Raw genomic sequence first — 14,768 nt, 5'->3', positions numbered from 1 at the left:
TCAGTGAATCAGGTGTGCCGAGTTGCCTGTATCGCGAGCAAGCCCGCTCCCACAAGTTTTTGGCGTTGGGTCGACTACTTTGGATAGCCCGCACGTTTCATTTCGCGCTCAGTGGATTGCTGGGCGGCCGCCAGGGCTTGGTCCACCGTGGTCTGGCCAATTAGCGCTGCCGAGAACAATTTGCCGACCTGGGTGCCGATGGCCTGGAACTCAGGAATCGTCACCAATTGAATGCCCACATAGGGCACAGGTTTGAGGGTCGGGTCTTTGGGGTTGGCGGCTTTGAGCGACTCCAGCGTGACCTTGGCAAATGGCGCGGCCTGCAGGTAAGCGTCGGTGTAGGTCGAGTTGCGCGTGCCCGGCGGCACATTGGCGATGCCGTCTTTTTCAGCCACTAAAGCGCCGTACTCCTTGGAAGTTGCCCAGGTGCTGAAGGTTTTTGCGGCGTCTTTGGCTTTGGAGCTGGTGGGAATGGCCAGTGCCCAGGAGTAAAGCCAGGCGCTGCCTTTGTCGGTGACTTGATGCGGGGCAAAGGTGAAGCCGACATGGTCAGCAACTTTGCTCTGGGTTTTGTCAGTGACAAATGACCCGGCGACGCTGGCGTCAACCCAGATCGCGCATTTACCGCTGTTGAACAGTGCCAGGTTTTCGTTAAAACCATTACTGGTCGCACCCGGAGGGCCGGACTCCTTCATGGTGTTGACGTAGAAGTTCAGGGCGTTCTTCCATTCAGGGCCGGTAAATTCTGGCTGCCACTTCTCATCGAACCAGCGCGCGCCATAGGCGTTGGCCACGGTGCCGATCAGGGCCATGTTCTCGCCCCAGCCAGCTTTGCCGCGCAGACAAATGCCGTATTGCTCCTTATCGGGTTTGTTCAGTTGTTTGGCAAAGCCTGCGATCTGCTCCCAAGTCGGGTGCTCAGGCATGGTCAGCCCTGCCTCTTTGAACAGGTCGGTGCGGTAATAGGTCATGGAGCTTTCGGCGTAAAACGGCAGGGCGTAGAGCGTGCCGTTGACTGACAAACCATCACGTACTGACGGGAACACATCTTCAATGGCGTACGTGGCGGGCAAGTCGGTCATGGGTTCGAGCCAGCCTTTGGCACCCCACAGTGCGGCTTCGTACATGCCAATGGTCAGTACGTCGAACTGGCCGCCCTGGGTCGCAATATCGGTGGTCAGGCGCTGACGCAGGACGTTCTCTTCGAGGACGACCCAGTTGAGCTTGATATCGGGGTGTTCGCTCTCGAAGGTTTTCGCGAGCTTTTGCATACGGATCATGTCACTGTTGTTGACCGTGGCGATGGTCAGGGTTTGCGCGCCCAAGGCGATGCCGCTGAGGGTCATGCAAGTCGCCACACATAACGCTTTGACAGGAATATTCATTGAGCACTCCTCTTCATCGGCCAGGCGGCTTTTGAAGGACGGTTATTGTTTTTATAGCTGCCGGCCCAGAGACCTGCACGTGGGCTGATTACAGCCCTCAATCACCGTCGTGACAAAGCTTTGGAAACACTTGAACCGATACTATTTTGCACTGCGCTGGCGTTCACCCGGCAGCGGCTGGTTTTGCTCGGTTAAACGCTGGACCGCAAGGCGCCGATAGTGTGATGGAGTCATGCCTTTAAGCTGCTGAAAACGCCGATTGAAGTTGGAAATATTGTTGAATCCCGACTCAAAACAGACGTCGGTGACGGCTTTTTCGCCATCGGCCAGCAGCTCGCAGGATTTACTGATGCGCAAACGGTTCACAAATTCGATAAAACAACGCCCGGTGGCCTGTTTGAACACCCGCGAGAAATAGGTCGGTTTCATGCCCATGTACGCGGCCACTTCTTCCAGGGTCAGCTCGCGGGCGTAGTGAGTAAAAATATAATCCACGGCGCGGTTGGTACGGTCGATGGTCTGCTCGTCAGCCAAGTGCCCGGCCGTCACGCCAGACAACAGCTGATAATCGTCGCAGTCGGCCAGCAACTGCAGCAGGATCAAAAAATGCCCCAGGCGGGTGGTGCCGGTGGCGTCAGCAATGGCCTGCATCAGGTCGACCGCCCGGCGAATGGTTTTTGCGCAACGAAACTCGATGCCGTACTGCGCCCGTTCAAGCATTGGCGTCAGGGCTTTCAGCTCGGTGAACACGGTGCTCGCGTTTTCGAGCATTTCATCGGTGAAGTTGACCAGCATGTCGCGCAGGGGCACCACTTCATCCTCGCTCACCTGGCTGATCCAGTTGTGAGGCAGGTTGGGCCCGGTCAGAAACAGTGTTTCAGGGTAAAAATTGCCGATATAGTCGCCGACAAACACTTTGCCGCTGCTGGCCATAATCAGGTGCAGCTCGTATTCCTTGTGGAAGTGCCAGCGGACCAAGGGACAGGGGAAGCCATGCTGGCGATAAATGATCGACAAGCCGTTATGGTCGTCCATCAGTTCGTAGGAAGGGTCGGTAGCTCTGGCGAGTCGCGTCATGATTTCGCGCTTATTCGGATTGTTATGGGGCGATCATGCCGCCTTATCTAAATTCCTACCAGCTACGGTTATTACTCCGTCGCAATTGAGGCGACGATCTGTACGCAAAGGGCCTGGTTCAATGAAAACACTGTTACTGATCGGCATCGGCGCGGGTGACCCGGAGCACATCACCGTTCAGGCGATTAACGCCCTCAACCGCGCATCGGTTTTTTTTGTGCTGGACAAGGGCCAGACCACTGAAGATCTGGTGCGCCTGCGCCTGGAAATCTGCGAGCGTTATATCCGCGAACCCGCGTACCGGGTGGTACAGGTCAGTGATCCGCAGCGTGATAGCTCGACGCCTTCCTACACCCAGGGCGTGGAAGACTGGCATGAGCAGCGCGCCGAAGTGTTCCAGCGCCTGATTGAAGATGAACTGGCCGAGGGCGAGTCGGGGGCGTTTCTGTTATGGGGCGAGCCGGGGTTGTATGACAGTACGTTGCGTATTCTTGAGCGGGTGCGGGCGAATGGCTGCACCGGCTTCGATTACGAAGTGATCCCCGGCATCAGCAGTGTGCAGGCATTGGCGGCGCGCCATCGCGTGCCTTTGAACGGTATTGGCCAGCCGATTCGTATCACCACCGGGCGACGACTGACCGCCGCAGACCTGGACAACGTGGTGGTGATGCTCGATGCCCACTGCGCGTTTCAAAGGTTTACCCAGGAAAACCTCGACATCTATTGGGGCGCTTACCTGGGCACCGCCGATGAAATCCTGATTGCCGGCAAGCTTGCTGACGTTTGCGAGCTGATCAAACACATCCGTGAAGACGCGAGGCAGCGCAAAGGCTGGATCATGGACACTTACTTGCTGCGCCGGCGCCTTGCACCCGACTTATGAGGTGAGTGGCCTGGCGCTGTTTTTCGCCTCGATCCACTGCGACATGTATTGCGTACTTTTATGCTGGTGATGACGCAGCATGGCGCCGGTGAAGTTGTTGCGCCGATGCTGCTCAAGCCCGGCGCGGCACGCGTTGATCCGTTGCACCAGCGCCGGGCCATGGTCGCTTTGCAGATAGCGCGCCTGGAGCAATGCCTGGCCGTTTTGCTGGGCGTTTTGCCAGGCCTGCGGGTTTTGATACAGCTCAACCGCGGCGGCAGCAATGGCACTGGCGCTCTGTTCAATGGCCCCGGCCCACGGCATGTCACCGTGCATGCCTTCGGCGCCGATCGGGGTCGTCACGTTGGGCGTACCGCATAGCATGGCGTCGGCAATTTTGCCTTTGATCCCGGCGCCAAAGCGCAGCGGTGCGAGGCAGATGCGGGCGCTGCTCATGACGGCCAGCGCGTCTTCGGCCCAGTTCAACACGTGGAAACCTTGCTTGGGGTTATGCAAGGCCGTGGCTTTGGGCGGCGTGTAAGCACCGTAGATATGCAACTGGGCATCTGGCAACTGTTGGCGAATCAGCGGCCAGACCTGAGTTTTCATCCATAGCACTGCGTCCCAGTTGGGCGCATGGCGAAAGTTGCCAATGCTCAAGAAGTGCTGGCGCTGCTCAAACGGCACGAACTCGGTCGGCACCTTGTCGACCATCAGCGGGCACCAGTGCAACAAGGCGGCGGGCACGTGGAATTGCTCGACCAGCAGATCAATCTCGTATTCAGAAATCATCAGGTTCAGGTCGCTGCGATAGATGGCGGCAATTTCTCGCTGCGCCAGATCGGCATCTGCCATGTGTTCAAAGGTCTGCACGGGCGAGGGCGCAAAAAGGCGGCTGAAGTCATCCTGCTCGGGATGATCCTTTAAGTGAGCCTTGAGTTGCAGATGGCGAGCATCACGCAGGCTTTGCAGGTCTGAGGTTTCAAGCACCCGCAGAGCATTCGGACAGTGTTTTTCGACACGCCAGCCGAACTGTTCCTCCATCATGAAGCGGTCAAACAGCACGATATCTGGCGCCAGTTCACTGATAAAGGCATCAAAGCTGCTGTTATTCAGCTCTATGTTGACCTCAGCAATGCCCAGTGCCGCCAGATCAGCCTTGTGTTCGCCAATCCCGGCGGGACTGCTGAAGGTGATGTGCCAGCCTTCCTGCAAGAAGCTCTCGATGATTTGCATCATATGCCCGCCCGCCGCCGAAGACCGTGGTTCGGGCCACACGTAGCCAATGATCAGAACGTGGGTAGGGCGGGGCAACGACATGAGCAGATCCTTGGAACCGGAGGCGGCTGAAAAAGGCGGCAATTGTCGCGCAGTCAGGTGTTTGTAGCCAACTCGATTGTGGGAGCGGATAAGTACCTCAACATTGACCTGTTACAAAGCACTGCGTAGCCTTGCACCTTCGAGGTTCTTCGCCACGCGAAGCTAAGACGGGAACGCGGTATGCCGCGGCTGCCCCCGCAACTGTAAACGGTCAATAACCCTGCCAGGCCACTGCTGATTCAGCGGGAAGGCGCAGGGCAGAGGTCAGCCGCTGGCGGACTTCCAGCCGTAAGCCAGGAGACCTGCCTCGTACCAGATTCTTACTTCAACCGGGCGGGGTGATCCGGTGGCGAAGAGTAACCGCACACACCGGGCGGTTCTCGTCCCGTATGCCCGCCGCTTTGCCAAAGGGCATCCGATGAAAACACTGGCCAAAACCCCCGTCACTATCGTTACCGGCTTTCTCGGCTCGGGCAAAACCACCTTGCTGCGCCATATGCTGGACAACGCTCAAGGTCGTCGCATTGCCGTGATCGTCAACGAATTCGGCGAGTTGGGCATCGACGGTGAAATCCTCAAGCAATGCTCCATCGGTTGCACCGAAGAAGAAGCCAACGGCCGCGTGTACGAGCTGGCCAACGGCTGCCTGTGCTGCACCGTGCAGGAAGAGTTCTTCCCGGTCATGCGCGAACTGGTTGCCCGTCGCGGCGACATCGACCACATCCTCATCGAAACTTCGGGCCTGGCCTTGCCAAAACCGTTGGTTCAAGCCTTCCAGTGGCCAGAAATCCGCAGCGCCTGCACCGTTGACGCGGTCATCACCGTGGTTGACAGCCCGGCCGTTGCCCGTGGCACCTTCGCCGCCTTCCCGGACCAGGTCGACGCACAGCGCAAACTCGACCCCAACCTGGACCACGAATCGCCATTGCACGAACTGTTTGCTGACCAACTGGCCAGCGCAGACCTGGTGATCCTCAACAAAACCGACTTGATCAAGCCCGAAGACCTGGCCAAAGTTCGTGCCGAAGTCGCTGAAGAACTGCCACCGGCGGTAAAAATCATCGAAGCCAGTAGCGGTCGCCTGCCGCTGGACGTGCTTCTGGGCCTGGGCGCCGGTTCTGAAGACCATATCGACAGCCGCCACAGCCATCACGACCATCACCACGATGGCGATGATGACCACGACGATCACGACCACGACGCCTTTGACTCGATCTCCATCGAGCTGCCACAAGCAGAAGAGCGCCTGCTGCTGGATGCGCTCACCGATCTGGTCGTCAAGCACGACATTCTGCGGGTTAAGGGCTTTGCAGCCATTCCTGGCAAACCGATGCGTTTGCTGATCCAGGGCGTGGGCACGCGTTTTGACAAGCACTTCGACCGCGCCTGGGGCAGCGACGAAGCACGTACCACCAAACTGGTGTTGATCGGTCAGGACCTGGACGCAGCCTTGCTTGAGTCCACACTGCGTACAGCGTTGGGCGCTTAAACCATGCATTTGCTCAGGACCCAGCCCGGTGGCTTTGTATCGGACGACAACATTGCCGACCTAGGCCAGACACCTGCCGAGCTGGTGATCCTGTGCAGCGGTGATTCAAGCCTGGCACTGCTCGCGGACGCCGCGCAGCAGTTGCCGGAAGATTATCCAAGCCTGCGTCTGGCCAACCCGATGCAGGTGCAAAACCACGGCTCGGTCGATTTGTATTTCGATCAGGTGCTGCAACACGCCAAAGTGATTCTGCTGTCATTGCACGGCGGTATTGGTTATTGGCGCTATGGCATCGAGCGGCTAATGCAGTTGGCCGAGCGCGGCGTGACGTTGATTCTGGTGCCGGGCGATGACCGTCCCGACCCGGAGCTCAGCGCGTTGAGCACCGTACCCGCCGAACACGCCGAACGCCTGTGGCACTTTTTACGCCAGGGCGGGCGGGCAAACGCGCTGCAACTCTATCGTTGCCTGGCCAGCCTCTGGCTGGGGCGCGATTATCCATGGGGCGAGCCACAGACCTTGCCGCGCACGGCCATCTACCACCCGCAGCACGGCAGCGCCGAACTTGCCCACTGGCAAACGGATTGGCAGGCCGGGCAGCCGGTAGCGGCATTGCTGTTCTATCGCTCGCACTTGCAGGCGGCCAATACCGCATTTGTCGATGTGTTTTGCCAGCGCTTACAGGCGGCCGGGCTTAACCCTTTGCCAATGGCGGTGGCCAGCCTTAAAGAGCCGGGCTGTCTGGCGGTGGTACAAGATCTGCTTGATGAGGTCGACGCCGGGGTCATTTTGAATACCACCGGTTTTGCCCAATCCAGCCCGGAAGCGCCGCATCTGCGCCCGTTCCGGCGCAATATCCCGGTGATTCAGGCGATTTGCGCTCAAGACAATGAACCCGGCTGGCGCGACAGCGAACAAGGCCTGGGCCCGCGGGATTTGGCGATGCACATTGCCTTGCCCGAGCTGGATGGCCGAATCATCAGCCGCCCCATCAGCTTCAAAGACCTGGCCTGGCGCAGTGAGCGCAGCCAGTCAGACGTGGTGTGCTACCGCGCACAGCCCGAGCGTATGGACTTTGTTGCCGAGCTGGCACGGCGCTGGGTTGAACTGGCCCGTGTTCCCAACGCGCAAAAACGCATTGCCCTGATTCTCGCCAACTACCCGACCCGTGATGGTCGGATCGGTAATGGCGTGGGGCTTGATACCCCGGCGGCGGCGCTGAATATATTGCGCGCGTTACAGGCTCAGGGTTATCCGCTGCAAGACGACTTGCCAGCGTCGGGCACAGCGTTGATTCAAGAACTGTTGGGCGGGGTCAGCAACGACCTGGACAGCCTGGACCTGCGGCCCTGCCATCAGAGTCTGGGCCTGGATGAATACTGGGCAATGTTCAATCAGTTGCCCGAAGCCAATCGCCTGGCCGTGAACGAGCGCTGGGGCACACCGCACAACGATCCGATGTTTCGCAGTGGCCGCATGATGATTGCCGGGCTGCGTTTTGGTTTGACCTTTGTCGGCATTCAGCCTGCCCGGGGTTATCAAGTGGACGCCAGCGCGGTGTATCACGACCCGGATCTGGTGCCGCCGCACGGGTATCTGGCCTTTTACTTCTGGTTGCGCCACACCTATGGCGCCCATGCCGTGGTGCACGTGGGCAAACACGGCAACCTGGAATGGTTGCCGGGCAAAGGCGTCGGCCTGTCTGAACACTGCTGGCCGGATGCGATACTCGGCCCGCTGCCCAATGTTTACCCGTTTATTGTCAACGACCCGGGCGAGGGCGCACAGGCCAAGCGGCGCACCCAGGCGGTGATCATCGACCACCTGATGCCGCCGCTGACCCGCGCCGAAACCTACGGCCCGCTACGTGATCTGGAACTGCTGGCCGATGAGTATTACGAGGCACAGTTGCTCGACCCGCGCCGCGCCCGTGAATTGCAGGGCGATATTCTCAAGCTGGTGCGCGACACCCACATTGATCGCGAGCTGCAACTGGACGACAACCTCGACAGCGACGCCGATGCGGCTATTTGGTTGCCGCGTCTGGACACCTATTTGTGCGACCTCAAAGAGTCGCAAATCCGCGACGGGCTGCATATTTTCGGCGAATCCCCGGCCGGGCGACTGCGTATCGACACCTTGCTGGCGTTGCTGCGCATCCCCCGTGGCGATGGCCGTGGCGCCCAATCAAGCCTGTTGCGGGCATTGGCCAAAGCCTTTGAACTGGGTTTCGACCCGCTGGACTGTGCGCTGGCCGAACCCTGGACCCAGCGTCAGCCGCCTGAGCTGCAAGCCGTCAGCGAGGCGCTGTGGCGCACCGCAGGCGACACCCGTGAGCGTCTTGAGTTGTACGCTGCACAGTTAATCGAGCAAGCGCTGGACGGTGGTTTGCAGCTGCCGGGCAGTGAGCAATGGGCTGAAGTGCGCTCGATTTTTGATGCTTTGCTGGACGTTGTCGCGCCGCGCCTGGACGCGTGTGGCCCGGCGGAGATGCAAGGTTTGCTGGATGCCCTGAACGGGCGCTTTGTGCCTGCCGGGCCCAGTGGTGCGCCTAGCCGCGGGCGTCTAGATGTACTGCCCACCGGGCGTAACTTCTTTTCAGTCGATGTGCGCAACCTGCCCACCACCACCGCGTGGCGGATTGGCTTTCAGTCCGCCAACCTGATTCTTGAACGCCACCTGCAAGACCATGGCGATCACTTGCGCCAACTGGGGTTGTCGGTGTGGGGCACGGCTACCATGCGTACAGGCGGCGATGACATCGCCCAGGCCATGGCGCTGATGGGCGTGCGTCCGGTCTGGGCCACGGGCAGCCAGCGCGTTGATGACTTCGAGATTTTGCCGGTCAGCTTGCTCGACCGGCCTCGGGTAGACGTGACCCTGCGGGTCTCGGGGTTCTTCAGGGACGCCTTTGCCAACCTGATCCGCCTGTTTGACGCGGCGGTGCAGGCGGTGGCTGCGCTGGATGAACCGGATGACCTTAACCCGCTGGCCGCCAAAGTGCGCAGCGAACGCGAACAGCTTGAGCGGGACGGCCTGGCCCCGGAACTTGCTGCGCGGCAGGCGGGCTGGCGTATTTTCGGCGCCAAACCGGGTGCCTATGGCGCTGGTGTGCAAAACGCGATTGACGGGCGCCTGTGGCAAAGCCGCGAAGACCTGGCCGAGGTTTACCTCAATTGGGGCGGCTACGCCTACGGTGGCGCCGATGAAGGCACGGCCGCCCGCGGGCAGTTCGCCCAGCGCTTGAGCCAGGTGCAGGCGGTGGTGCAGAACCAGGACAACCGTGAGCATGACTTGCTCGACTCCAACGACTATTACCAGTTCCAGGGCGGTATGCTGGCGGCCGTCGAGAGCCTGAGCGGTACGACTGCGGCCAGTTACCATGGCGATCACAGCCAGCCGGACTTGCCGAAAGTACGCACCCTCAAAGAAGAGTTGAATCGGGTGATCCGTTCCCGTGCCGCCAATCCAAAGTGGATCGAAGGGGTAAAGCGTCACGGCTACAAAGGTGCGTTTGAGATGGCAGCGACGCTTGACAACCTGTTTGCGTTTGACGCGACCACCCAATTGATCGACGACCACCAATACGCATTGCTCGCCGATGCCTATTTGCTCGACCCGAACACCCGTGATTTCGTCCAGCAACACAACCCGCACGCCTTGCGCGACATGACCGAGCGCCTGCTGGAAGCCCAGCAGCGCGGGCTCTGGAGCGAACCGGGCGACTACCGCGAGGCGCTGGAAAACCTGTTGCTGGACATTGAAGAAGACTGACTTTTGAAAGGGCTCAACCCATGACGGACACCCCGCATTTCCCGCTGTCGGCGGTGGTTGGCGCGGATTCATTGAAACTGGCGCTGTGCCTGACGGCGATTGACCCCAAAATCGGCGGTGTGTTGATCGAAGGCCCGCGTGGCATGGCCAAATCGACTTTAGCCCGTGGCCTGGCGGATGTGCTGGCCAGCGGGCCATTTGTCACCTTGCCGCTGGGCGCCACAGAAGAGCGGCTGGTGGGCACCCTTGATCTGGACGCTGCGCTGGGCCAGGGCAAGGCGCAGTTTTCACCCGGCGTGTTGGCCAAGGCTGATGGCGGCGTGCTGTATGTCGATGAAGTCAACCTGCTGGCCGATCACTTAGTAGACGTGCTGCTGGACGTCGCGGCCAGCGGCATCAATGTGGTGGAGCGTGATGGCATTTCCCATCGTCACCCGGCGCGCTTTGTGCTGATCGGCACCATGAACCCCGAAGAAGGTGAACTACGCCCGCAATTGCTCGACCGTTTTGGCCTGAACGTGGCCATGAACGGCCAGCCGCAGCCGGCTGAACGCAGTGAAATCATCCGTCGCCGGCTGGCCTTTGACAGCGACCCGCAGGGTTTTTGCGCGCACTGGGAACAGGCACAAGACACGTTGCGCCAGCGCTGCCAGCAGGCCCGCAACAGTTTGCAGGGCATTGCGCTGGACGATGACTCGCTGGCCATCATTACTGAACGTTGTTTCGCTGCCGGCGTGGATGGCATGCGCGCTGACCTGGTCTGGCTGCGTGCCGCGAGGGCTCATGCCGCATGGCGGGGGGCGAATGTAATCAGCCTCGAAGACATTGATGCCGTGGCCGAGTTCGCCTTGCGTCACCGTCGCCGCGAACAGATGCCGCAAGCGCCAACCCCCGAGCAGCCTCAACCCCAGGATCAGTCGGCGGGAAGCTCCAGCCGTTCAGGCCAGGGCCAATGGGGTGAGTTGCCTGCGCAGCCGCAAGCCATGGGCGTTCGACGTGAAGTGCCGAGCTGGCCAAAAAAGCCTTAGGCATTCGCCCTCGTATAACGGCGGGGGTGGATGCCAAACCTCAGTCGGGCACCCTTGAGCAGGGGCGCCAGGGCGCCAGTCGCCGTGCTGACAGCGGCGCTATTGATTGGCTGCAAACACTGCTTCGAGGTCGTCCGCAGAGTCGCGACGACCTGGCTTTTAAAAACCGTCAAAGTGCTGCCCAGCAACTGTGGCTGGTGGTGATTGATGCATCGGCCTCAACCCGTCGGCATCAGGCACTTAGCGATGCCAAAGGTTTGTTGGCGCAACTGTTTGAAGACGCCTACCGCCAACGTGCCCGAGTTGCCGTGATGACGGCCAGTGGTAATGCTGCGCACTGGCACGTCAGCGGCGCCAAGGCATCAAAAGCGCTGGATAACTGGTTGCAGAGTCTGGGTGCGGGTGGCGGCACGCCGTTGCGGGAAGCGTTGCAGGAGGTTTCGCGCTGGTTAGGCGTGCGTCGCAAGCAGTTGCCCCAAGAGCAGCAGCGTTTTTTGTTGGTCACCGACGGGCGTTTAAAAGAAGGGCAGGCGTTACCGAAACTGGATTGTCCGGGCCTGTTGATTGATATCGAGCGAGGTCCGATTCGTCTGGGGCGGGCTGAGCAAATGGCCGCGGATTTACAGATCGACTACTGCCATATCGACACCGAATAACGGTAACTGCCTCGCGATCTTTTAAAAGATCAAAAGATCGCGAGGCAAGCTCGCTCCTACAGGTAGGGCGGCTGTTAAGCCGGCATTACCCAAGGTTGTAGCGCGTAGCCTTCATCGCTCAGTTCGTTACGGGCCTGGGCCAGCAGGTTTTTCAACTGGGTGGCGTCAGACAACGCGCTCAACGAGATTTGTTTGCGCCCGATACGGGTGTTGGTGCGGTCAATCACTGTGAGGCTCAATTCGCCTTGGCCATCGGGCGCTGCCCAGGCAACGCACTGGAAAGGTTCAAAGGCGTGGCCGGCAATCAAAAGTGCTTCGTTGAAACGGAGCGGGGCGTTCATAGGGTCTTCTCTCATGTGTGCCCATCAAATGATTAACCGTCGGCTGGGCGTACCGTTCGGTTGGTTACTTGTACTGATGTCCTGAGACCTGCTTCGGGTCACACACGCGTGTCACTTTTTTTAATTTTTTTTTACCTCATTGATTTAGATCAACTCTGAAAGGCTGTCTGCATCCGCTTAAAGGGTTGTTGCAATGGCGTGATGTCACCTTGGATTGGCAAAGTTTAATTGGCTATTACCGTTATAAAGAAACGGTACAAGTCACCGCCAATCCAGTTGCTAACGTTACGCTCACCCATATCAACACTTTGTTTCTACAACTCTTTTTACCCAATGGCGCGAGGGATTAGCCATGCTTGAAATGTCATCACCTCGGCGTCTGTTAGTAGTAGACCCTTTCGAAGATTGTCACCAGTTATTACCTGGGCTTCAAAGTATCGGCTGGTCGGTAGACAGTTGCAGCCTGGAGTCCGTGATCGACCGACCGTGTGACGTAGGCTTGTTTCGTTTGCTGCCTGAGCACCTGGAGCGGCCCGACCCACTGAAAAAAATGATCAACCGCAGTGGCACTCAATGGATCGCTGTCGTCAGCCCCGAGGTGTTGAAACTCAAAAATGTCGGGGACTTTGTCTGCGAGTGGTTCTTTGATTTCCATACCTTGCCTTTTGATGTGCCACGGGTTGAGGTGACGCTCGGTCGTGCTTTCGGCATGGCTCGGTTGCGTGATCATGTGGTCAACCTTGTCGAGACCGAGGGGCATGAACTGCTGGGTGATAGCCGCAGCTTGCGTGAATTGCGCAAACTGCTCTGCAAATTCGCCCCCACCGAATCGCCGATCTTGATCCGGGGTGAAAGCGGTACTGGCAAAGAGCTGGTTGCGCGAACGTTGCATCATCAGTCCCTGCGTCACGACAAGCCGTTTGTGGCGATCAATTGCGGGTCAATTCCCGAGAATCTGATTCAATCCGAGCTGTTTGGTCACGAAAAGGGCGCATTTACCGGCGCTCACCAACGCAAGATCGGGCGTATCGAGGCGGCCAACGGTGGCACGCTGTTCCTCGATGAAATCGGCGACCTGCCGCTGGAGTTGCAAGCCAGCCTCTTGCGGTTTCTGCAGGAAAAACACATTGAACGGGTCGGTGGCGGTGAACCGATCGCCGTGAATGTGCGGGTTTTGGCGGCCACCCATATCGATCTTGAAGCCGCGATTCAATCAGGCCGTTTTCGCGAAGACCTGTACTACCGCCTCAACGTGTTACAGGTATCAACCATCCCGTTGCGTGAATTGCATGGCGACCTGAGCCTGCTGGCCAATCACTTTGCGCGCTTTTACAGCCAGGAAACTGGCCGCCGCCCACGCTCGTTCAGTGAGGGCGCCCTGATCGCGATGGGCAATCATGCCTGGCCGGGCAATGTTCGCGAACTGGCCAACCGGGTTCGTCGTGGCCTGGTACTGGCTGAAGGCCGACAAATCGAAGCGGCTGACCTGGGCCTGGAGTCTCACACTACGACTCAGCAAGCCATGGAGACCCTTGAAGACTACAAACACCGCGCTGAACGGCAGGCATTGTGCGATGTGTTGCATCGTCACTCTAATAACCTGAGCGTTGCGGCCAAAGTGCTCGGTGTGTCCCGGCCTACTTTTTATCGGTTGTTGCGCAAGCATCACATTCGGTAGGGCGCGGCGGTTGTGCGGCGGCGGCCATCAATGCGGCGAGGGCATAAACCAAAGGCTTGAGAGCATCGGCGGATTTCATTGCAGACTCCGAACTTTATTCAACAGATCAACGTGTTGTGTGTTTTTGTTGATTTAAACGTTAAGCAGTACGGAGCAATACTTGTGCCGTTAGTCAGCAATGCTTTTAAAACAGCAAGTTACAAAACCCCTTTCAGAGGCAACGTAGCGCAGTGTTTCAGATATGAGTCGGATTAAGGATTAACGCCCGGGTTCGCAGGGCGTTGATGTATCAGTCTCGTTACAGTTTTGTTTAAAAGCTTTAAACCCAAGTTTTATAAGGCGTTTAGGGCCGGCGAGTGTTTCAGCGGGTTTACGCAAGTAAACGCTGGACGGCAGCGAAGGCCTGTTGCTGCCGAGTTTTCCAATCACCGGTCAGAATTTGTAGTGGTTGTTGGTGCTGCTCGAGCCATTGCCGGCTGGCGTTGAAAAAAACTTGGCGTTCAGCCAGTAGTGGTTGGCAGCGTTGACCGTCTTGGGTCCATTCGACGTCGTCGGGAGACAGCAGCAAATGCAGGTCGTAGTGACGGCTGAGCAACTGCGGCTCCAGCCAGTCCGGGCAGTCGCCAAACAACGTCTGACTCCAGAGTATGTTGCTCAACAAGTGAGTATCCAGAATCAACAATTCAGGCTGCCTGGCACGGGCCTGATCCTCCCAGTCGAGTTGCCCGCGGGCGATGGTCGGAATGTCGGCCAGGCAGGTTTCACGCGGGTTTTGCTCAATGAAGTAGCGCACATATTCGCCCACCAACACGCCACCAAAATGAGCCTGCAACTGCGCTGCGAGCCAGCTTTTGCCGCTGGATTCCGGGCCTGCCAAAACCACGACCTTCATGTGCGCAGCACCATCACCAGCCCTGACATTGACAACCCTTGGTTCAGAGATAAAGCCGGGGATTGTACCCGCAGTCATTGCATCTTTGGGAATCCCTGCACATCACAGTTCTGCGCACAGTCAGACACAGCCAGCAGTGAAGCACTGAAGGCGCTTTAAAGGGTGTAAGCGTTCTTATATGGATACAAAACGCACCCAGTTTAGTCAGGAGGCACGGAACCTGATCTCTACACTTTTTAATTATTGTGCCGTTCAGGACCACACCT

General features: G+C 58.6%; 11 protein-coding genes and 1 riboswitch. Of the genes, 6 read left to right on the top strand and 5 right to left on the bottom strand.

Going from position 1 to position 14,768, the window contains the following annotated elements:
• Window positions 1–74 precede the first annotated feature (74 nt).
• Both TU84_RS18895 and TU84_RS18890 read right to left on the bottom strand, forming a co-directional pair.
• Window positions 75–1,385: an ABC transporter substrate-binding protein gene (locus TU84_RS18895; RefSeq protein ID WP_048371712.1), complete on the bottom strand. Its 1,311-nt coding sequence runs from the start codon at window positions 1,383–1,385 to the stop codon at window positions 75–77.
• 141 nt (window positions 1,386–1,526) lie between these two features.
• Entirely contained in the window at window positions 1,527–2,462 is a 936-nt protein-coding gene (locus TU84_RS18890) for an AraC family transcriptional regulator (RefSeq protein WP_048371710.1), read from the bottom strand.
• A gap of 121 nt (window positions 2,463–2,583) precedes the next feature.
• Between TU84_RS18890 and cobF the strand changes: the two genes are divergently transcribed.
• A complete protein-coding gene (gene cobF / locus TU84_RS18885; protein ID WP_048371709.1) occupies window positions 2,584–3,345 on the top strand; it encodes a precorrin-6A synthase (deacetylating) in 762 nt (253 codons plus the stop codon).
• Here the strand turns inward: cobF and TU84_RS18880 are convergent.
• Window positions 3,340–4,644 carry a glycosyltransferase gene (locus tag TU84_RS18880; protein ID WP_048371708.1) on the bottom strand — a complete coding sequence of 435 codons (1,305 nt, stop codon included), beginning with the start codon at window positions 4,642–4,644 and terminating at the stop codon, window positions 3,340–3,342. The two genes, cobF and TU84_RS18880, sit on opposite strands and share 6 nt — an antisense overlap.
• Window positions 4,645–4,769: 125 nt before the next feature.
• Window positions 4,770–4,968: riboswitch (cobalamin riboswitch) on the top strand.
• Between the two features lie 94 nt (window positions 4,969–5,062).
• Between TU84_RS18880 and cobW the strand changes: the two genes are divergently transcribed.
• From cobW to TU84_RS18860, 4 genes are all read left to right on the top strand, one after another.
• Window positions 5,063–6,133, top strand: coding sequence for a cobalamin biosynthesis protein CobW (gene cobW, locus TU84_RS18875; RefSeq protein WP_048371707.1), 1,071 nt, complete (start codon window positions 5,063–5,065; stop codon window positions 6,131–6,133).
• A gap of 3 nt (window positions 6,134–6,136) precedes the next feature.
• Entirely contained in the window at window positions 6,137–9,907 is a 3,771-nt protein-coding gene (gene cobN / locus TU84_RS18870) for a cobaltochelatase subunit CobN (RefSeq protein ID WP_048371705.1), read from the top strand.
• A 20-nt stretch (window positions 9,908–9,927) separates the two neighbouring features.
• Window positions 9,928–10,935, top strand: a complete 1,008-nt coding sequence (locus TU84_RS18865) for an ATP-binding protein (RefSeq protein WP_048371703.1) — start codon at window positions 9,928–9,930, stop codon at window positions 10,933–10,935.
• Window positions 10,936–11,045: 110 nt separating this feature from the next.
• Window positions 11,046–11,591 (top strand): vWA domain-containing protein, encoded by a 546-nt coding sequence (locus TU84_RS18860; RefSeq protein WP_048371919.1) that lies wholly within the window; start codon window positions 11,046–11,048, stop codon window positions 11,589–11,591.
• Between the two features lie 74 nt (window positions 11,592–11,665).
• Here TU84_RS18860 and TU84_RS18855 read toward each other — a convergent pair whose 3' ends face one another.
• Window positions 11,666–11,932 (bottom strand): hypothetical protein, encoded by a 267-nt coding sequence (locus TU84_RS18855; RefSeq protein WP_048371701.1) that lies wholly within the window; start codon window positions 11,930–11,932, stop codon window positions 11,666–11,668.
• Between the two features lie 352 nt (window positions 11,933–12,284).
• Between TU84_RS18855 and TU84_RS18850 the strand changes: the two genes are divergently transcribed.
• Window positions 12,285–13,610, top strand: coding sequence for a sigma-54 dependent transcriptional regulator (locus TU84_RS18850; RefSeq protein WP_048371698.1), 1,326 nt, complete (start codon window positions 12,285–12,287; stop codon window positions 13,608–13,610).
• A gap of 370 nt (window positions 13,611–13,980) precedes the next feature.
• On the opposite strand, the gene TU84_RS18845 is transcribed toward TU84_RS18850, so the two are convergent.
• Entirely contained in the window at window positions 13,981–14,502 is a 522-nt protein-coding gene (locus tag TU84_RS18845) for an AAA family ATPase (RefSeq protein WP_048371696.1), read from the bottom strand.
• Window positions 14,503–14,768 lie beyond the last annotated feature (266 nt).

It is taken from the genome of Pseudomonas helleri (assembly GCF_001043025.1).
Lineage (GTDB): Bacteria > Pseudomonadota > Gammaproteobacteria > Pseudomonadales > Pseudomonadaceae > Aquipseudomonas > Aquipseudomonas helleri.
The sequence above is the reverse complement of the archived record's forward strand: the minus strand, read 5'-3'. Positions and strand labels throughout refer to the sequence as shown.

Bases quoted from the DNA above. Each gene is read 5' to 3' on its own strand.
- TU84_RS18895 (WP_048371712.1), bottom strand. From the start codon at position 1,385: ATGAATATTCCTGTCAAAGCGTTATGTGTGGCGACTTGCATGACCCTC.
- TU84_RS18890 (WP_048371710.1), bottom strand. From the start codon at position 2,462: ATGACGCGACTCGCCAGAGCTACCGACCCTTCCTACGAACTGATGGAC.
- cobF (WP_048371709.1), top strand. From the start codon at position 2,584: ATGAAAACACTGTTACTGATCGGCATCGGCGCGGGTGACCCGGAGCAC.
- TU84_RS18880 (WP_048371708.1), bottom strand. From the start codon at position 4,644: ATGTCGTTGCCCCGCCCTACCCACGTTCTGATCATTGGCTACGTGTGG.
- cobW (WP_048371707.1), top strand. From the start codon at position 5,063: ATGAAAACACTGGCCAAAACCCCCGTCACTATCGTTACCGGCTTTCTC.
- cobN (WP_048371705.1), top strand. From the start codon at position 6,137: ATGCATTTGCTCAGGACCCAGCCCGGTGGCTTTGTATCGGACGACAAC.
- TU84_RS18865 (WP_048371703.1), top strand. From the start codon at position 9,928: ATGACGGACACCCCGCATTTCCCGCTGTCGGCGGTGGTTGGCGCGGAT.
- TU84_RS18855 (WP_048371701.1), bottom strand. From the start codon at position 11,932: ATGAACGCCCCGCTCCGTTTCAACGAAGCACTTTTGATTGCCGGCCAC.
- TU84_RS18850 (WP_048371698.1), top strand. From the start codon at position 12,285: ATGCTTGAAATGTCATCACCTCGGCGTCTGTTAGTAGTAGACCCTTTC.
- TU84_RS18845 (WP_048371696.1), bottom strand. From the start codon at position 14,502: ATGAAGGTCGTGGTTTTGGCAGGCCCGGAATCCAGCGGCAAAAGCTGG.